General features: G+C 74.2%; 18 protein-coding genes. 8 read left to right on the top strand and 10 right to left on the bottom strand.

Annotation, left to right across the window (positions count from 1 at the left end):
• Positions 1–352 precede the first annotated feature (352 nt).
• Positions 353–1,273 carry a hypothetical protein gene (locus tag ABZ807_RS10645; protein ID WP_357155120.1) on the top strand — a complete coding sequence of 307 codons (921 nt, stop codon included), beginning with the start codon at positions 353–355 and terminating at the stop codon, positions 1,271–1,273.
• Between the two features lie 107 nt (positions 1,274–1,380).
• Here ABZ807_RS10645 and ABZ807_RS10640 read toward each other — a convergent pair whose 3' ends face one another.
• From ABZ807_RS10640 to ABZ807_RS10630, 3 genes are all read right to left on the bottom strand, one after another.
• Positions 1,381–2,970 carry a tetratricopeptide repeat protein gene (locus ABZ807_RS10640; protein ID WP_357155118.1) on the bottom strand — a complete coding sequence of 530 codons (1,590 nt, stop codon included), beginning with the start codon at positions 2,968–2,970 and terminating at the stop codon, positions 1,381–1,383.
• Positions 2,971–3,107: 137 nt separating this feature from the next.
• The gene (locus tag ABZ807_RS10635) at positions 3,108–3,722 is read right to left on the bottom strand and encodes a hypothetical protein (protein WP_357155116.1); all 615 of its coding nucleotides are present in this window, start codon (positions 3,720–3,722) and stop codon (positions 3,108–3,110) included.
• A gap of 169 nt (positions 3,723–3,891) precedes the next feature.
• Positions 3,892–4,788, bottom strand: coding sequence for a LysR substrate-binding domain-containing protein (locus ABZ807_RS10630; protein ID WP_357155114.1), 897 nt, complete (start codon positions 4,786–4,788; stop codon positions 3,892–3,894).
• 88 nt (positions 4,789–4,876) lie between these two features.
• On the opposite strand from ABZ807_RS10630, the gene ABZ807_RS10625 reads away from it, so the two are divergent.
• Complete coding sequence (locus tag ABZ807_RS10625; RefSeq protein WP_357155112.1) at positions 4,877–5,722, top strand: NAD(P)-binding domain-containing protein; 846 nt, start codon at positions 4,877–4,879, stop codon at positions 5,720–5,722.
• Complete coding sequence (locus ABZ807_RS10620; protein ID WP_357155110.1) at positions 5,719–6,126, top strand: Rid family hydrolase; 408 nt, start codon at positions 5,719–5,721, stop codon at positions 6,124–6,126. Before ABZ807_RS10625 ends, ABZ807_RS10620 begins: the two co-directional genes overlap by 4 nt.
• A gap of 245 nt (positions 6,127–6,371) precedes the next feature.
• Here ABZ807_RS10620 and ABZ807_RS10615 read toward each other — a convergent pair whose 3' ends face one another.
• Entirely contained in the window at positions 6,372–7,331 is a 960-nt protein-coding gene (locus ABZ807_RS10615; RefSeq protein ID WP_357155108.1) for a zinc-binding dehydrogenase, read from the bottom strand.
• A gap of 147 nt (positions 7,332–7,478) precedes the next feature.
• Between ABZ807_RS10615 and ABZ807_RS10610 the strand changes: the two genes are divergently transcribed.
• On the top strand, positions 7,479–8,810 hold the full coding sequence (locus tag ABZ807_RS10610) for a low temperature requirement protein A (protein WP_357155106.1): 1,332 nt from the start codon (positions 7,479–7,481) through the stop codon (positions 8,808–8,810).
• On the opposite strand, the gene ABZ807_RS10605 is transcribed toward ABZ807_RS10610, so the two are convergent.
• From ABZ807_RS10605 to ABZ807_RS10595, 3 genes are all read right to left on the bottom strand, one after another.
• Positions 8,755–8,982, bottom strand: a complete 228-nt coding sequence (locus tag ABZ807_RS10605) for a hypothetical protein (RefSeq protein ID WP_357155104.1) — start codon at positions 8,980–8,982, stop codon at positions 8,755–8,757. The genes ABZ807_RS10610 and ABZ807_RS10605 overlap by 56 nt on opposite strands.
• A gap of 126 nt (positions 8,983–9,108) precedes the next feature.
• On the bottom strand, positions 9,109–9,327 hold the full coding sequence (locus ABZ807_RS10600) for a hypothetical protein (protein WP_357155102.1): 219 nt from the start codon (positions 9,325–9,327) through the stop codon (positions 9,109–9,111).
• 141 nt (positions 9,328–9,468) lie between these two features.
• The gene (locus tag ABZ807_RS10595; RefSeq protein WP_357155101.1) at positions 9,469–10,137 is read right to left on the bottom strand and encodes a DUF1707 domain-containing protein; all 669 of its coding nucleotides are present in this window, start codon (positions 10,135–10,137) and stop codon (positions 9,469–9,471) included.
• Positions 10,138–10,419: 282 nt separating this feature from the next.
• Between ABZ807_RS10595 and ABZ807_RS10590 the strand changes: the two genes are divergently transcribed.
• The 4 genes from ABZ807_RS10590 (at position 10,420) to ABZ807_RS10575 (ending at position 13,714) form a co-directional block, all read left to right on the top strand.
• A complete protein-coding gene (locus ABZ807_RS10590; RefSeq protein ID WP_357155099.1) occupies positions 10,420–11,661 on the top strand; it encodes a DUF2786 domain-containing protein in 1,242 nt (413 codons plus the stop codon).
• 117 nt (positions 11,662–11,778) lie between these two features.
• Positions 11,779–12,138 carry a YciI family protein gene (locus ABZ807_RS10585; protein WP_357155244.1) on the top strand — a complete coding sequence of 120 codons (360 nt, stop codon included), beginning with the start codon at positions 11,779–11,781 and terminating at the stop codon, positions 12,136–12,138.
• Entirely contained in the window at positions 12,135–13,379 is a 1,245-nt protein-coding gene (locus ABZ807_RS10580; RefSeq protein ID WP_357155097.1) for a DUF6596 domain-containing protein, read from the top strand. Before ABZ807_RS10585 ends, ABZ807_RS10580 begins: the two co-directional genes overlap by 4 nt.
• A 101-nt stretch (positions 13,380–13,480) precedes the next feature.
• Positions 13,481–13,714, top strand: coding sequence for a hypothetical protein (locus ABZ807_RS10575; RefSeq protein ID WP_357155095.1), 234 nt, complete (start codon positions 13,481–13,483; stop codon positions 13,712–13,714).
• A gap of 174 nt (positions 13,715–13,888) precedes the next feature.
• Here the strand turns inward: ABZ807_RS10575 and ABZ807_RS10570 are convergent, their stop codons facing one another.
• From ABZ807_RS10570 to ABZ807_RS10560, 3 genes are read right to left on the bottom strand one after another with little or no spacing between them, the layout of a single operon-like run.
• Positions 13,889–16,147, bottom strand: a complete 2,259-nt coding sequence (locus ABZ807_RS10570) for a heavy metal translocating P-type ATPase (protein ID WP_357155094.1) — start codon at positions 16,145–16,147, stop codon at positions 13,889–13,891.
• A 15-nt stretch (positions 16,148–16,162) separates the two neighbouring features.
• Positions 16,163–17,152 carry a hypothetical protein gene (locus ABZ807_RS10565; protein ID WP_357155092.1) on the bottom strand — a complete coding sequence of 330 codons (990 nt, stop codon included), beginning with the start codon at positions 17,150–17,152 and terminating at the stop codon, positions 16,163–16,165.
• A 35-nt stretch (positions 17,153–17,187) separates the two neighbouring features.
• A complete protein-coding gene (locus ABZ807_RS10560) occupies positions 17,188–17,397 on the bottom strand; it encodes a copper ion binding protein (RefSeq protein ID WP_357155090.1) in 210 nt (69 codons plus the stop codon).
• Positions 17,398–17,441: the final 44 nt, after the last annotated feature.

Genomic DNA, 17,441 nt, shown 5'->3' with positions numbered 1-17,441 from the left:
CCGAACGGGACGACAGCTCTCACCCAGGAGCCGTGGCAATGACCCCGGTGAAGCGGGGATCGCGCGTGCCCGGGCACCAAACGGGGCGAGGCTCATATGAGATCATGGATGTCAGGTTTCTCCCGCGTCGACCCTGACAGAGTGGACATCAACTCCGCCCTCCTGGCGCGGCTGCCGCAGGGCCCGCCACCGTCTTGTTACCGTCAGGCGACGGATCATCAACGGGTCACCGACGACAGGTTGAGGCTGTTCCGCCCGCCGCGCGACACCCCTCGAGCAGCCACCCGGTGCTGACGCCCCCCACTGAGGCACCCCCTGCACCGGCGCACCATTGCGACGAGGGAGGGGTGACGTGACCGAGGCTTCGGGCAGCGAGACGACCCCGCAGCGACGCCGGCGACGATGGATCGACCGCAGCAAACAGATCTGCGGCCAGGTAGTGGAGGGGTTGCACACCCTCTGGAAGCACCACCTGGCACCCGCCTGGCAGAAACTGAAAACCGCCGCGGCGGCGGAGCTCCCACCTCCCCCGCCCGACGAGCTCATCGAGCGACAGGAGGCGCTGGCGCCCTTCACGCTTCCCGCTCAGGGATATGTGTTCACCTTCACCGTGCGCGCGGTCTTCACCTGGTCGGCCAAGGGCGTACGCCCTGAGCTGTTGAGCTGGTATGCGCGGTACTTCATGCCGGATGCCATCCGCCGGGTGAAGCGAGTCGCCGCCGAGCAGGCCCGCGCGTTCCCGGCACACCGGGCTGGCGAGCTGGAGGTCTCGCTCCGGCGGGCGCTCGACGAGCAGGATCGGCCCCCGTGGCACTACAGGCGGGGCCAGGTGCACGTCGCGTGCCGTCCGGACGTGTCGGTACGGCTCGACGAGCGGGTCCGGCAGCTTCTCCAGCCGCACTCGGAACGCCTGATCGATCTCGAGTGCCAGAACGATCTTTACACGAGACGGGCGCAGTACGCCGAACAGCTCAACCGGCGCTGGGCGGCGATCATGGACGAGTTCGTCGACCACCCCGCTCCCGGCGAGGCGGGGGAGGCGATCAAGGAGGAGCTGAACCGGGCCAGGCGACACCTGATGGAGGAAGAGAAGGCCGCCGCGCAGTGGAACCAGAAGCTACAACGCGATAGGCGCCGCCATGAGGGCTTCGTCGACTTCTTGAATGCGATCGACATCATCCCGCAGAGATCGCAGGCTCGACCCGACGAGACCTCCGGGCAGTCGGAGCAGCCGACCGCGACCGAAGGAAGGCCCGCGTCCGACTCTGGTTGACCTGGTGCGGCATGGATGATCGATGGCTGCCACCGACTCCACCACGAGGTCGCTTCGGCGGACAACGCCAGCTCCGCCGGAGCCGCGCGGCAACCCGGCACCGTCGGTCAGCCAGCCATGGCGCGACGGCAGCGGGCCAGTTCCGCCCGCAGGTCGCGTCGCAGCGCCCGATCCAGGCTGGGCTGGGCGAGCGCGTGGGCGAAGTCGCGGGCGGCCTCGTCCCACCGCCCCAGCCGCATCAGCGCCGTGCCCCGGTTGTAGCGGGGCACCGGCGCCGCCGACAGCGCCACCGCCCGGTTCAGATCAGCCACGGCGGCAGCCACCTCGCCGCGTTCGAACCGGACGGCGGCACGGTTCGTCCATGCCTCGACCAGCTCCGGATCCCCGGCCAGGGCCCGGGTGAGCAACTCGTCGGCTTCGGCGAGGCTGCCGCGCTCCGAGCGGATCAGCCCGAGGGTGCACAGCAGCGCGGGCTCCTGCGGGGCCAGCGCCAGCCCGGCCCGCGCCCCCGCCTCGGCCGGATCCAACGCGCCGCACTCCACGTGCAGGTTGACCAGGGCGATCCGGGCGTCGAGGTGCCCGGGGGCGATGGCGAGCACGCGATCCAGGTCGTCACGCGCCCGCTCGGGGCGGCCCCGTTCCTGCTCGAGCACAGCCCGGTTGTAGTACGCCTCGGGCAGGTGCGGTCCCAGGCGGATCGCGGTGCCGTAGTCCCTGATCGCGGCCCGGGACCGACCCGCCGCACGGTGCAGTGCGGCGCGGTCCACGTAGTACTCGCAGTTGCCGGGATCGCGTGCGATCACGGTGTCGAGGTCGGCCAGGGCCTGCGCCGGATCGCCCAGGGCCAGGTGCACCTGCGCCCGGTTGTGGCGTAGCCGGGCCAGGTCCTGCGGGCGCTCGCCGGGGGCGAGCACCGCCGTCAGCCGGGCCAACCCGTCGTCGATCAGCCGCAGCGCGCGGGCGGGCTCGCCCGCCCTGCTGTCCAGCAGCGCCAGGCCCTGCTCGTAGAAGACCGTGGACAGCACCCGCTGCCGCGGGTCGTCCAGTCCGGCGGCGAGGTGGAGCGCCCGTTCCAGCCAGTGCCGCGCCCGCGCCGGGTCCTGGTCGGCCGCCGGCAGGTGCCGGGCGTACAGCATCGCGGTGGCGTACGCGGCTGACATGGTGATCTTCGGGTCGTCAGTGGCGGCGCGCGCCTCGTGGTAGAGGTCGAGCGCTTCGGCGGCGCGGTCCAGCGCCGCCAGGGCGGTGGCCAGGCCGGTGGTGAACGCCCACCAGTGCCGCAGGTCGCCGTCTGGAGTCACCGTGGCGCGCCCGCGCCGGGCGATTCGAGCCGCGTGGTGGTCGAAGCCGCGGGCCAGGCTGTCGCCCAGGACCGTGCGCGTCGCTTCGGGTGTCGGATCCACCGCGACCGGCTTGCGGGCGCCGCCGTCGCGCAGGTCCAGGCGGACCGGGGACGGCCCGAGCTGGCGGGCCAGGGCGTCCAGCAACTCGCGGGTGGTCTCGTCGGCGTCGCCGACGTGGTCGAACCGCACCGTGACCGGGTGCCGGAGGGTGCCCGCCCAGGCCGCCACGAACTCCGCCGCGCCGTAGGCCAGGCAGGCGGTGCGCCGGGCGGGATGGAACCGGATCGGCTCCACCTCGGCGGCCGGTCGTGCCGCGCGGTCGAGCCGGGGTGCGATGGCGTGCAGCTCGACCATGTGGCGGGACGCCAGGCGGGGACGGTCGGCGGCGATCCGGCCGAGAAAGGCCGCGACCCCGGCGTACGGCCCGTGGTCGCCAGAGCATAATTCTGATCAATATAAATATGTAGACTTCTCGTGATCGCGATGGCGGGTCAGCGGCGGGCGATGGACGTTCGAGATCGGTCCGTCGACGAATACGGATCGTACGTGCGGTCCTTGCAGCGGCGGCGGTAGTAGGCCCAGGTGATGGTGATCAGCAGTGGTCCCCACAGCAGCAGCGGGAGGTAGCACGCGACGAGCAGCGCCTCCCACCAACCGTTCGCGAACACCACGCCCCGCTCGGGCGTGCCGAAGACGGTCAGGACGAAGAAGTTGACCGTGGCGAAGGTCCAGATCGCCGTCAACGCGACGGCGCCTGTCGCGGCGACAGCGGTCGCGGCGACCGGTGGCACGCGACGGCCGCCGACAAGCGGGATCCAGCGCGGGAACACCTCGCCCCATTGCCGGACCAGGCCCAGAGAGAGCAGGGCGATGCCCTCGGACACGACCGTGAGCCCGAGGATGTACACCACTTCCCAGCCCCCTACGTGTCCCGACGCGGCATCGACGTCGGGCGCGACGCGGATGCCCATCGAGTAGCCGAGCGCGACGCCGACGCGCCACAGCCCGGACGGGAGCACGAGCACCGTGATCAGGTGCGCGACGCGGACCGCCCACCGCGGCGGTTGCCTCCCGTCCCAGGAGTCGAGGCGGCCGTCGGGTGGCACGGTCCTGGCTGTCGTCATGAGGCCCAGTCTCGTACCGGCGTACCGCCTCGCCATCCCGTCAGGGCGGGAAGCCCTTCCCCCTGGCGGGGGAACGAGGTCGGGGTGGCGGCCAGGCTGGCGAGGGGTAGCCGGGGCAGGGGTGCCGGTGCTCAGGCCGCCGACCGCCACGTCACCGCAACCCGGCCGTCGCCTCGTCGAGACGGGTGAGGAACCGTTGTACCGCCGGAGGTCGGCTGCGACCGGCCACGGTGGCGGCGAAGACCCGCCGGACGGAGGCGTCGTCGGGGTGCAGGCGGAGCAGGGCGAGGTCGGGCGGGGTGGCCCGCACGGCCAGGGCGGGCACCAGTGCGACGCCCAGCCCCGCCGCGACGCAGCCCAGCTTGCCGGTCCACTCCGCGGCCACGATGTCGATCCGGGGTCGGAAGTCCGCCGGCAGGGTGGCCCGCAGCAGGGTCTCCTCGGCGGTGGCCGAACCGGCGATGAACGCGTCATCGGCCAGTTCGCGCAGCCGGACGGTGCGTCGGTGGGCGAGCCGGTGCGTCCGGGGCACCGCCACCAGCAGGACCTCGTCCACGAGGTGGTGCAGGTCGAACCGGTCGCCGTCGAGGGGCTGGTCGGGTGCCGCGCTCACCACGGCGACGTCGGCGTCCCCGGCGAGCAGGCGGTCCAACAGCCCGGGCGTCAGCCCCTCGACCAGGGACAGCGCCACCTGAGGATGGGCGGACCGGAACGCGGCCAGGGCACGTGGTACGAGCGCGGCCACCGCCGTCGGGAACGCGCCCACCCGCAGCCGGCCGGCGGTCAGGTCGCGGAGCGCGGCCAGGTCCCGGCGGGCGGCGTCGAGCCGGTCGAGCACCGCCTCGGCGTGGCCGAGCAGGCAGCGGCCCTGTTCGGTCAGGGCGACGCCACGCGGCAGCCGGTCGAACAGGGGGGATCCGGTCTCGGCCTCCAGTGCGGCGATCTGCCGCGACACCGCGGACTGGGTGTAACGCAGGGTCCGGGCTGCGGCCGTGATGGTGCCGTGCTCGGCGACGGCGCGGAAGACCTGGAGGGCGTGCGGCTGCATGCCACATTCTGCCATGCCACTGGCGCATGGTGGTGATGCGGAACATTCGCTGGTGACATGGATTCGCACCACCTAGCGTTCCGCGAGCATGGACGTCATCGCACTGCTGGGCACCGGCACGATGGGCACCGCGGTCGGCCGCCGGCTGCTGGCCACGGGGCAGCGGCTCACGGTCTGGAACCGCACCCCCGCCCGGACGGGGTCGCTCGTCGCGGCGGGTGCGCGGGCCGCCGCCACCCCGGCCGAGGCCGTCCGGGAGGCCGACGTGGTGATCACCATGCTCACCGACGCGACCGCCGTCCGGGCGGTGCTGTGCGGTGCCGACGCGGCCGTCCTGCGGCCCGGCACCCATCTGGTCGAGATGTCCACGATCGGCCCACGGGCCGTACGTGAGCTGGCCGGGCTGCTGCCGGCGGGCGTACCGCTGGTGGACGCGCCCGTCGCCGGCAGTGCCGGCGCGGCCGAGGCGGGTCGGCTCGTGGTGCTGGCCGGCGGTGAGGAGGCGGCCGTCGACCGGGTCGCCCCGGTGCTGGAACGGCTCGGCACGGTCCGCCGCTGTGGGGGTCCCGGCAGCGGCGCCGCGCTGAAGCTGGTGCTCAACACCGCCCTGGTCACCGCCGTCACGGCCGTCGCCGACGCGCTGGCGGTCGCGGGAGCGGTCGGCGCGGACCGGCGTACGGCGGTGGAGGCGCTCGCCACCGGACCGCTCGGCGGCGCGGTCGCCCGGGCGACCGCCACGGACGCCGCGTTCGCCGTCGCCCTGGCCGCCAAGGACGCCCGGCTCGCCCTCGACGCGCTCGGCGAGGTGCCCGCGCCCGTCCTGCGCGCGGCCGCGTCGGTGCTGGCGGCCGCACCCCACCCGTACGGCGACATCGCCACTCTCACCGACGTCCGCCCCACGGACGCCGCCGCCCACCACAAGGAGCCATCGTGACCGTGACCCTGGACAACCCCGCGACCGTCTCCGCGCCGTTCGGCGACCGGTTCGCCCACGTCGCCCGTTTCGACCTGCCGGGCGGTGCCCTGCTCGTGCTCTCCGGCCAGGTCGGGGTCGACGACGACGGCGCCGTGGTGGCGCCCGGCGACGTCCGGGCGCAGTCCGAGCGGATCTTCGAGCTGATCGGCGGCCTGCTCGCCGCGCACGGCGCCACGTTCGCCGACGTCATGCACGTCCGGACGTTCATGACCGACCTCGGCGACCTGGCCGGCTACGCGGCGGTCCGCGACCGGTACTTCCCGCACGCCAACCCCGCCAGCACCACGGTGGAGGTGAGCCGGCTCTTCCTGGACGGCGCGGTGCTGGAGGTGGAGGTGACCGCCGCCGTGACCACGGGCTGAAGCCGCCTGCCCGGCGGAGCCTGGTCCGCTCCGTGGACGCCGCGACGGAGGTCGGCCGTCCCGAGGCTTACCCACCGGCTGGGCGACGCGCGCCTGCTCGCCCAGCGCGTGGCGGCCTCGTTCACCGCCAGCATGGTCATGTTCGCCCTCGTCGTTGCCCTTGGTGGCCGCGTCGAGCGTTCGCGTGACCTCCGGCCCCGTCCCGGCACCCGCCAGCCCGCCGGCCGGCGGAAGAGCTGGTCGGGTCAGTCGCCGACCTTGACGACGATCTTGCCGTGCGCTTTGCCGCCAGCGAGGGCGGCCAGGCCGTCGGCGGCCCGGTCGAGCGGCAGGACGGTGCTGACGCTGACGGCGAGGGTGCCGTTGGCGGCCTGCTCGATGAGCGGGGCGACGACCTCCCGGACGGGTTTGGCCATGATGTTGCTGCCGGTCAGCCCGGCGGCGGCCAGGACGTCGCCGTCGGCGGCTCCCAGGGTGCTGGCCACCTTGCCGCCCCGGCGCACGGCGCTCAGCGGCAGGCCGTCAGGGCCGTGGGCGACGAGGTCGATGAGCCCGTCGACCCCGTCCGGATACCGGGCGAGGACCTGGTCGGCCACCGGCCCGGTGGTGTAGTCGATCACGGTGTCGGCGCCGAGTTGGCTCAGCCGGTCGGTGTCCTCGGCCCTGCCGGTGGCCACGACCGTGGCGCCCCGGCCGGCGAGCAGTTGCACCACGTACGAGCCGACGCCGCCGCCGGCCCCGACCACCAGCACCGTGCGACCGGGCTGCGGGTCGACCGCGTCGACCGAGGCGAGCGCGGCCGCGCCGGCCAGGGGCACGGCGGCGGCGGTGACGAAGTCGAGCCCGCTGGGCTTGGCGGTGACCGCGGTGGCGGGCAGCAGGGCGTGCTCGGCGAGGGTGCCGGCGTGCACCGGCGGGGCGAGCAGGACGTGACCGACCACCTCGTCCCCCACGCCGACGTGGTCGACGCCGGCCCCGACGGCCTCGACGATTCCGGCGGCGTCGCGGCCGAGGACCAGCGGGTACTCGTGCGGCATCGTCCCGGCCATCATCCCGCCGGCCAGGGCGTTGTCGATGGCGTTGAGGCCGGCCGCTTTCACCCGGACCAGGACGCTGCCCGCGGTGACCTCCGGGACGGGCAGCTCGGACAGTTGCGGCTGCGCGCCGGCAGCCGGGACGTTGAGCGCGTGCATGACTTCTCCCATGGGGAGATGGTGACCGTCGGAGCCGGTCGCCGGAGGACAAATGGCGGAAGGACCTGGTCGTCTCCCGGCGACGCCCCGGTCACCCGTTGTGAGGGCTTACCGCGACACCGCCAACCGAGCACCGGCCCGACCGCCACACTTGGGCCGGTGAGCACGGACGAGGGCCTGGTGGGCACCCATGGGCTGGAACCGGCCGCGCCCGGCGCCAAGGTCACCCGGTTGGAGCTCTTCTACGACCTCGTCTTCGTCTTCGCCTTCCTCAACGTCACCACGGTGTCCGCGAAGTACCTCAGCCCGTCGGCGCTGTCGCGCAGCTTGCTGGTCCTGGCCCTGCTCTGGTACGTGTGGACCAGCTTCGCCACCCTGGGCAACGCCATCCGTACCGACCAGGGCATCATGCCGCTGTTCGGATTCGGCATCATGGCGGCGATCTTCCTGGCGTCGGTCGCGCTCCCCGAGGCGTTCATCGACATACCGACGGGACTCCCGGGGGACCTGACCTTCGCGGCCTGCTACCTGCTGGCGCTGGGCCTGCAGGTGCTGGCCTTCTGGTACGCCGTCCGCGGCGACCCGCAGCTGCACAGGTGGTGGCGCAGACTGGCCGTACCGCCGCTGGTCACGACGGCGCTGCTGCTCGTCGCCGCGCTGGTGCCGCGGCAGTTGTTCCGGGGCGACGCCGAGATCCGCGCCCGACTCGGCCTGTGGGCCCTGGCCGTGGCCGTCGCGTACCTGCTGGGCGCGCTCACCCGGAGGCCGGGGCTGACCATCGTCTCGGCCGGGCACTGGGCGGAGCGGCACGCCCAGATCGTCCTGGTCGCGCTCGGCGAGTCGATCCTCTCCCTCGGGACGGGGCCGAACCTGCTGGCGGGGCTGCCGCTGACCTGGCCCATCATCGGCGGGGCCGTCCTGGGGATCGCGGTGGTCGCCGCCCTCTGGTGGGTGTACTTCGACGCCCGGGTGATCGCCGGGGAGCAGGCACTGCACCGCGCCCACGGTGCGGCGCGGCTCGCGCTCGCCCGGGACGCCTACAGCTACCTGCACCTACCGATGATCTTCGGGATCATCCTGTTCTCCCTCGGCCTCAAGCACGTGCTCGCCCTCATCGCCGATCCCACCGTGCCGTGGGACCGGGACCTACTGGGCGGGATCGACCTCGCTGTCCTGTACGGCGGCGTGCTGCTCTTCCTGCTGGCCGTACTGGGGCTCCAGATCCGTACCGTGCACCAGTTCAGGTGGTTCCAGATCGGCGCGTTGCTGGTGCTGGCGGCGCTTATCCCCGTCGCCGGCCAGCTGTCGGCCTTCGGGGCGCTGGTCCTGCTGGCCGTGGCCGTGGTCGGCGCGGCGACCGTGGACAGTCTCAGGAATCGGCAACCGCGGCAGCGCCTGCGCCGGGCGAAGCTGGAGGAGGAACGCGCGCTGGAGGTCAGGGAGACCGAATGGCGGCGACGCGAGCACCTCCGGCGGCCTCCCGAAACGTGAACCGTTCGGGTCCGGCCCGGACGCCGCCCGCCACCTGCTCGGCGGCGACGAGGGCCTCGAAGGCCGGCCGGGCGAGCACGGGAACCACCGGGTTCGAGTCGGTGATCTCCACCAGGACCCGGTCGGCGAAGGGGCTGACCCGCAGGCACAGCGGGGGCGGGCCGTACCGCACGGCGTTGGGTGATGATCTCGCTGGTCAGCAGCACGACGGTGTCGGCGACCTGGGGCGGGACCACCCACCGGCACGGGGGACCACGCCGGTGGGACCGGCGTCAGTCCCCCAGTGGCGCGGCTGCGCTCAGCGGGGCAGCTCGCGCCAGGCCGGATTACCGCCGCGCCACGCCCCGGCGAGGATGCTCGCCGAGGTACGACTCGGGCACTCCTGCACCTTCGAACGGCCGTACGCGCCGCCGATCTGTGCCTGTACCTCCCAGCGCAGCCCGTCGCTGCGGATGTACACGTCGCGGCGACCGCGTGCCGTGTGGTCCCCGTTCCACCAGTGCTCCTCGACGATCACCTGGCGACCGTATCTCAACCGGCGTCCGAGCGGCACTGCCCGGTGGCCCACGTCCAGCGGCGCGACCGGCCGGTCGGGCCGCGGGCCCCGCGTGCGGGGCCGCCTCCGGCCCTACCGGCGGAGTCGGGCGACCAGCCCAGGTCAGTCGTCGGACTCGGGCGACCAGCCCTCCAGCTTCTTCCGCTTCTTCTCCACCTTGCGCATCCGGGCCTCCCGCGCGGAGGGCTTGCGCTTGATCGCCACCCCGCCCCACAGGGCGAACCCGCCCACGGTGATCGTCGGGGCGCCAGGCGCACCCGGCCCGCTGGCCCGGTGGTCGAAGCCGCCCATCACCCCGACCCCGGTCACGTGCACGGTGGCCTGCTCGGGCACCCAGATCTCCAGGCCGCCCATCAGGGCGTAGGCCCTGATCCGCACCGCGCCAACGGTGAAGATCGCGTCCCGCAGGTCGACCAGACCGCCACCCCAGAACGCCAGGCAGGTGAATTCCGGGCCGACGCTCCACGGGCCCGACCGTTCGAACTTGCCCGCCAGGGCGTAGCCGCTGCGCGACACCGGCGCCGCACCGTCGTACGTCGGCATCGGGACCGGGAACAGCGGCGACCCGACCGCCGGGAGGTCCTGGGTCAGGGGTCCCAGTTCGGCGTAGGTGCGGGCGGCGTAGAGGCGGCCCAGCCGCTCGTCCAGTTCGCCCAGATCCAGCCGGCCCTCGGCGGCTGCCTCGCGCAACACGGCCGCGACCCGCTCCCGGTCGGCGTTGGAGGCACGGATCTGTCCCGGGTGGACCGGTTCTGGAATGAGCTCACTCACATAGAGGAGGGTAGAACAACACCGCGTCGGCGGGCCCCTCGCACCCGCCCGGGTCGCCGGCTCACGGCGGCTCGGCGCAGGCCGGGCCCACACCCTGCGGCGAGGTCCGGGCCACGACACACCCGGAACCGGCTTAGGACGCCGCTACGGAGGGTAAACCGGGATCATGGCGCGCGGATGAGTGATCCGCTGGTCGAATCCGCACCCGGGTACCGTTGCCGGGCAGACACTCCCGACGATCCGGACACCACCCGGGCGTCTCCCTCTCAGGAAGGACCACCCGTGCCGGACGCCGACGCCCTCATCGCCGACGCGGTCGCGGCGATACGCGGCACCGACGTACGCGACGCGGAGCGGAAGCTGGACCGGCTCGTGGTCGGCACCGGCGCCGTGGACGGCGCGGCGGCGGTGGACGCCGCCCTCCTCGACCGTTTGGCGGGCGCCCTCGCCCGGCTCTGGCCACGCGGCTGGCAGCCGGTCGACGTGGCCCGGATGGTGACCCGCCGCCTCGGCGCGCGACCCGGCCGGCTGGTGCGCGACGCGCTTGCCGCCCAGCGCCGGGGGCAGGCCGGCGACGTCCCGCCGTGGTGGGACGAGCAGCTCGACGGGCTGGCGGCCCGGGTGTGGTGGGACGACGACGCCGGCTGGCTGGCCCGCTGGGCCGCCCGCGAGGGTGAGGACCGGATCACCGCGCTGCGCGACGCGGTCGAGGTGCTGGCGCTGCTCGACGGCCTGCCACCGGTCGCGGTGCTGCGCCCGCCACCGGGCGGGAGCGGGCCGGCCGTGGCCCGGCGTGGCGGCCCCGGGCGGAGCGGTTCCCCGATGCTCGACCGGGTCCGGGCGCTGCTGGCCAAGGCCGAGTCGACCACCTTCCCGGCCGAGGCGGAGGCGCTGACCGGCAAGGCGCAGGAGTTGATCGCCCGGCACAGCCTGGACCGGGCGCTGGTCGACGCCGCCGCCGAACGCCCCGACCGGCCCGGCGGGCTGCGCCTCGGCACCGAGGCCCCGTACGCGGGCGCGAAGGCGCTGCTGGTGCAGGAGGTGGCGGCGGCGAACCGGTGCGAGTCGGTCTGGTCCGACGATCTGGGCTTCGCCACCGTGCTCGGCTTCGCGGGCGACCTGGAGGCGGTCGAGCTGCTCTACACGTCGCTGCTGGTGCAGGCCACCGCCGCCATGCTGCGCGGCCGCACCGAGCGGAAGCGGGGCAGCAGCCGGCGGACGAAGGCGTACGACGAGTCGTTCCTGCACGCGTTCGCGTTGCGCATCGGCGAACGGCTGCGAGCCGCGACCGAGGCGGCCGACCGGCAGGCAGCCGAGGCGGCCGGCCCGGAACGGCTGCTTCCCGTGCTGGCCGCCCGCTCCGACGCGGTCCGCGAGCGGATGGAGACCCTCTTCCCCGGCGTCACCCGGGCCCGGCTGACCATCCGGGACGCGGAGGGCTGGCACTCGGGTACGTCCGCCGCCGACCGGGCGTCGCTGGACGCCGGCGCGCCGCCGGCCCGGCCGCTGCCCGGCCGGCGTTGACCGCTCGGAGAAGATTTCTCCGGCGGCGGTGTCGGATCCACCGTGCGGGCACCGACCTGTCACCGAGGGCCACGACCGGCGTGGCCACGCGAGCTCAGGAGCACCATCGTGAAGTACATGTTGCTGATCTGGAACCGGCCCGGCTTCGTCGAGGGGCTCTCCGAGCAGGAGCGCACCGCGCTCTTCGGCGAGGTGGACGCGATCATGAAGGAGCTGACCGAGTCCGGTGAGCTGGTCGGCGGCCAGGCGCTGGCCGACCCGTCGCAGACCCGGACGGTCCAGCTCCGTGGCGAGCACCCCGAGGTGACCGACGGGCCGTTCATGGAGAGCAAGGAGCAGTTCGCCGGCTACCTGATGGTCGACTGTGACAGCCCGCAGCGGGCCGTCGAGATCGCCGCGCGCTGGCCCGACGTCCGGATGGGCTTCGGCGTGCTGGAGGTGCGCCCGGTGATGGACGAGGCCGGGACCGAGATGTGACGCCTCGGGAGGTGGAGGACCTGCTGCGTGCCCTCGCGCCGCAGGTCCTCGGCATCCTGGTCCGCCGGCACGGCGCCTTCTCCGCCTGCGAGGACGCGGTGCAGGAGGCGCTGCTGGCCGCCGCCACGCAGTGGCCGGAACGGGGCGTGCCGGACAATCCCCGCGGGTGGCTGCTCACCGTCGCCGGCCGTCGGCTGACCGACGAGTGGCGCAGCGAGCGGGCCCGCCGCGACCGTGAGGTCGCGGTCGCGCTCCGGGAGCCGGGGTACGCGGCGGTCGCCCCGCCCGCCGACGAGGCACCGTCCACCGGGGACGACAGCCTCACGCTGTTCTTCCTCTGCTGCCATCCGGCGCTGCCCCGGTCGGCCCAGCTGGCGCTGACCCTGCGCGCGGTGGGCGGCCTGAGCACCGCGCAGATCGCGCAGGCGTTCCTGGTGCCGGAGCCGACGATGAGCCAGCGCATCCGCCGGGCCAAGCAACGCATCGAGGCGGCCGGCGCGCGGTTCGTCATGCCGTCGCCGACCGAGCGGGACGAGCGGCTGCGGACGGTGCTGCACGTGCTGTACCTGATCTTCAACGAGGGCTACACGGCCTCCAGCGGGGCGGACCTGCACCGGGCCGAGCTGACCGGGGAGGCGATCCGGCTGACCCGCCAGCTGCACCGGGCGCTGCCCGACGACGGCGAGGTGGCCGGCCTGCTCGCGTTGATGCTGCTCACCGACGCGCACCGGGCGGCGCGGACCGGGCCGGGCGGGGAGCTGGTCCCCCTCGCCGAGCAGGACCGCAGGCGCTGGGACCGGACCGCCATCGCCGAGGGAGTGGCCCTGGTGACCGAGGCGCTGACCTGGTCGCCGCCGGGCCCGTACCAGCTCCAGGCGGCGATCGCGGCGGTGCACGCCGAGGCGCCCTCGGCGGAGGAGACGGACTGGCGGCAGATCGGCGCGCTCTACCGGGTGCTGGCGGCCGTGGCACCGAACCCGATGGTCACCCTCAACCGGGCCGCCGCGGTGGCCATGGTGGACGGGCCGCGCGCCGGGCTCGCCCTGCTCGCCCCGCTCGATGTCGACGAGCGGATCGCCGGCCACCACCGGCTGGCCGCCGTCCGGGCCCACCTGCTGGAGCTGGCCGGGGAGCCGGAGGCGGCGCGGGAGGCGTACCTGCTGGCGGCCCGGCGGACCACCAGCCTGCCGGAGCGGCGCTACCTGGACCTGCGCGCGGCCCGCCTCGCCAGCGACCGATGAGTTCCGGCGACGACGGCGGGCAGGGAGGCGGCCCGCCCTCGCCTGATACCCGGACGGCCGGGCCTTCTCCCGCCCAGTTGCGGAAGGTTAGGCTTCGGCGCATGTCGAGCTGGCGATGGCACGGCCGGGCGGCGAACACGGCCCTGGTGCTGGTGGTCGGCCTGGTCGCCCTCGTCGGCCTGGTGGTGCAGTCGCATGGCATCGACACCGCCGCTGAATGGGCGGCCCTGCTGGCCGCGGCCGCCGGCGCGGCAAACCCGAACCCCCGAGCAGGGCGGCTGCGGAGGCGGCAAGCAGGTGACGGACGTACATCGAGGATCCCTTCGCTCACATGACGAGTGCAGGCGGCAGCCTATGTACCGGCGTGGTCACGAGTCGTCATGCCGGAGTTGCCGATGGGCCTACCACCCGGGTTGTACGCGCTCGGGGCGTCGTACCACCGTGGTTGTCTCCCCCGGCCACGACGGGCGCCGCCGGCCCCGCGGACGAGACCGGCGGCGCGTGACGGCTCAGCCGACCGGGCGGAACCCGCGCAGCCGGAGGCTGTTGGCGACCACGAAGACCGAGGAGAAGGCCATCGCAGCCCCGGCGATCATCGGGTTGAGCAGGCCGGCGGCGGCGAGCGGCAGGGCTGCCAGGTTGTAGGCGAAGGCCCAGAACAGGTTGCCCTTGATGATGGCCAGGGTCCGCCGGGAGAGCCGGATGGCGTCCACCGCGGCGGTGAGGTCACCGCGCACCAGGGTCAGGTCGGACGCCTCGATCGCCACGTCGGTGCCGGTGCCCATGGCCAGCCCCAGGTCGGCCCGGGCGAGCGCGGCGGCGTCGTTGACCCCGTCGCCGACCATGGCGACGATCCGCCCCTCGGCCTGGAGCCGGGTGACCACGTCGACCTTGTCGGCCGGCAGCACCTCGGCGATCACCTCGTCGATGCCGACCTCGGCCGCCACCGCCCGGGCGACGGTGGTGTTGTCGCCGGTGAGCAGCACCGGTGTCAGCCCCAGCCCGCGCAGCCCGTCGATCGCCGCCCGGCTGGTCGGCTTGACCACGTCGGCGACCGCCAGGACGCCCCGGGCCCGGCCGTCCCAGCCGGCCAGCACGGCCGTCCGTCCGGCGGCCTCCGCCTCGCCCGCCGCCCGGACGACCTCCTCGGGTACGTCCAGGCCCCGCTCGCGCAGCAGCCGGAGCCGACCGACGACCAGCTCGTGGCCGTCGACCGTGCCGGTGACGCCGAGCCCCTCGGCGTTGGCGAAGCCGGTCACCGGCGGCAGCTCGCCCGCCTCGGCGGCACCCGTCGCGACCGCGCGGGCGATCGGGTGCTCGGAGCCGGCCTCCAGCGCGCCGGCGAGCCGCAGCAGCTCCGCCCGGTCGACGCCCTCGGCGGGGAGCACGTCGACCAGGGTCATCCGGCCGGTGGTGACCGTGCCCGTCTTGTCCAGCAGGACGGTGTCGACCTGGCGGGTGGACTCCAGCACCTCCGGCCCCTTGATCAGGATGCCGAGCTGGGCCCCCCGGCCGGTGCCGACCAGCAGCGCCGTCGGGGTGGCGAGGCCGAGCGCGCACGGGCAGGCGATGATCAGCACGGCCACCGCGGCGGTGAACGCGGCCGTCGGGCCCGCCCCGGTGCCGAGCCACCAGCCCAGCGTGCCGGCGGCCAGCGCGATCACGATCGGGACGAAGACGCCGGAGATCCGGTCGGCCAGCCGCTGCACGGCCGCCTTGCCGGTCTGCGCCTGCTCCACCAGCTTCGCCATCTGGGCGAGCTGGGTGTCCGCGCCGACCCGGGTGGCGGTGACCACCAGCCGGCCGCCCGCGTTGACCGTCGCGCCGACCACGGTGTCGCCCGGGCCGACCTCGACCGGCACCGACTCGCCGGTGAGCATGCTGGCGTCGACGGCCGAGGTGCCCTCGTCCACCACCCCGTCGGTGGCGATCTTCTCGCCGGGCCGGACCACGAACCGGTCCCCCACCGCGAGCTGGTCGACCGGGATCCGGGTCTCGGCACCGCCGCGCAGCACCGCGACGTCCCGGGCACCCAGCTCCAGCAGGGCCCGCAGGGCGGCGCCGGCGGTCCGCTTGGAGCGGGCCTCGAAGTACCGGCCGGCGAGGATGAACAGAGTGACCCCGGCGGCCGCCTCCAGGTAGATGTTGCCGGCCCCGTCGGTGCGGGTGATGTCGAGCCGGAACGGGTGGGTCATCCCGGGCATCCCGGCGTCGCCGAGGAAGAGCGCCCAGAGCGACCAGCCGAACGCGGCCAGGGTGCCGAGCGAGACCAGGGTGTCCATGGTGGCGGCGCCGTGCCGCAGGTTGATCCAGGCCGCCCGGTGGAACGGCAGCCCGCCGTAGACCACCACCGGGGCGGCCAGGGTCAGCGACAGCCACTGCCAGTAGGTGAACTGCCAGGCCGGCACCATGGCCAGCACGATCACCGGCACGGTCAGCACGATCGAGACCCACAGCCTGGTCCGCAGGCCGCGCAGCTCGTCGGCCGGCTCGGCGGCCGGTCCGGCCGTACCCGCCGGGGTGGGCGGGGGCGGCACGACGGCGGTGTAGCCGGTCTTCTCCACCGTGGCGATCAGGTCGTCCGGGGTGACCTCGTCGGCGTACCGGACGGTGGCCTTCTCGGTGGCGTAGTTGACGGTGGCGGTCACGCCCTCCATCCGGTTGAGCTTCTTTTCGATCCGGGCGGCGCAGGACGCGCAGGTCATCCCGCCGATGGCGAGCTCGATCTGGTGGGGTGCGACCGGCAGGGACTTCGCGGTCTGGGTCATCGCAGCACCTCCGAATCAGTTGTGCCCGTGGCCGGGGGCGCCGTGGCCGGCGCCGGCGGTCGGGGTGGGAGCGGCCGGGGTGGTCGTCGGGGCCGGCGGCACGTCGCCGGCCAGCACCGTGAACTCGGCGGTGTGCACCGCGCCACCGTGCCGGAAGTCCAGGTAGAGCCGGTAGCTGCCGGCCGAGGGCACCTCGGCGGAGAAGGTCACCGCCGGTCCGGCCGGGGTGCGTCCGTCGCCGGGCACGCCCTCCGGGTGCACGTGCAGGTACGCCAGGTCGCCCTGGCGCAACGCCACCAGGTGCCCGTACGCCCCGAGGTAGGGCTCCAGGTCGGTGACCGGCTGCCCGTCCCGGCTGACGGTCAGGGTCAGCTGGCTGGTACGGCCCGGCTGCGGGGCGCCGGCGAGGGTGACGGTGTAGCCGTCGACCGTGGTGCTGGTGGCCGGGGCGGGCAACGGCCGGGGCTGGAGCTGGCCGGGAAGGGCCACGTCGACCCCGAGGGTGAGCGGCTCGCCGCCCGACGGGGTGAAGTCGGCGAAGGCGCGCCAGACGCCCGGGCCGCCCAGCGGGGAGGCGACCCGCCAGGTGCCGTCGGCGTCCAGTTCGGGGTGGACGTGCCGGAAGCCGGACAGGTCACGCCGCGCGACGATCAGGTGCATCTGCTTGTCGTGGGCCATCTCGTAGCGGGTCACCGGCGCGCCGTCGGGGCCGGCGATCCGGAAGGCGAACTGCCCGGTCGGGGCGTCCACCGGCTGCATCGTGTAGCCACGGTCGGAGACGAGCAGGCCGCCGGGCAGGTGCGCGGCGCCACCCGGGGCGCCCGCGGGGCCGCCGCCGTGGGAGTCGGAGTCGTGGGAGTCGGAGTCGTGGGAGGGGCTGGCGGTGTCGTGGCGGGTGTCGGCGGCTGGCGTGACGGGACCGGCCAGGTGGCCGACCCCGTACGCCGTGCCGAACACCGCCGCGAGGCCGAGGGCGAAACCGCTCAGCTTCGTCGCCGTGTTCATCGTGGTACCTCGGTTCTCTCTCCGTCGGTGACGCGTCACGCCTCGACGAGGTCGTACCCGGCCTCGTCGACCGCGGCGCGCACGGAGTCGGTGTCCAGCGGGCTCTCACTGGTGACGGTGACCTGGCCGGAGGCCAGGTCCACCTGGACGTCCTTGACGCCCTCGATCGCGCCCACCTCGGCGCTGACCGAGTTGACGCAGTGCCCGCAGGTCATGCCCTGCACCTGGTACGTGTTGGTGACCATGGCAGCTCTCCTCTCGTAACCGATGCTATACCCCCCAGGGGTAG

Origin of the sequence: Micromonospora sp. NPDC047548 (assembly GCF_040642975.1) — a bacterium.
Taxonomy (GTDB): Bacteria; Actinomycetota; Actinomycetes; order Mycobacteriales; family Micromonosporaceae; genus Micromonospora.
This window is presented reverse-complemented; position numbering and strand designations above follow the sequence as displayed.

Coding starts and splice junctions, on each gene's coding strand:
- ABZ807_RS10560 (WP_357155090.1), bottom strand. CDS start 17,397: ATGGTCACCAACACGTACCAGGTGCAGGGCATGACCTGCGGGCACTGC.
- ABZ807_RS10640 (WP_357155118.1), bottom strand. CDS start 2,970: ATGGTCGAGCTGCACGCCATCGCACCCCGGCTCGACCGCGCGGCACGA.
- ABZ807_RS10575 (WP_357155095.1), top strand. CDS start 13,481: ATGTCGAGCTGGCGATGGCACGGCCGGGCGGCGAACACGGCCCTGGTG.
- ABZ807_RS10625 (WP_357155112.1), top strand. CDS start 4,877: ATGGACGTCATCGCACTGCTGGGCACCGGCACGATGGGCACCGCGGTC.
- ABZ807_RS10585 (WP_357155244.1), top strand. CDS start 11,779: ATGTTGCTGATCTGGAACCGGCCCGGCTTCGTCGAGGGGCTCTCCGAG.
- ABZ807_RS10565 (WP_357155092.1), bottom strand. CDS start 17,152: ATGAACACGGCGACGAAGCTGAGCGGTTTCGCCCTCGGCCTCGCGGCG.
- ABZ807_RS10615 (WP_357155108.1), bottom strand. CDS start 7,331: ATGGGAGAAGTCATGCACGCGCTCAACGTCCCGGCTGCCGGCGCGCAG.
- ABZ807_RS10570 (WP_357155094.1), bottom strand. CDS start 16,147: ATGACCCAGACCGCGAAGTCCCTGCCGGTCGCACCCCACCAGATCGAG.
- ABZ807_RS10630 (WP_357155114.1), bottom strand. CDS start 4,788: ATGCAGCCGCACGCCCTCCAGGTCTTCCGCGCCGTCGCCGAGCACGGC.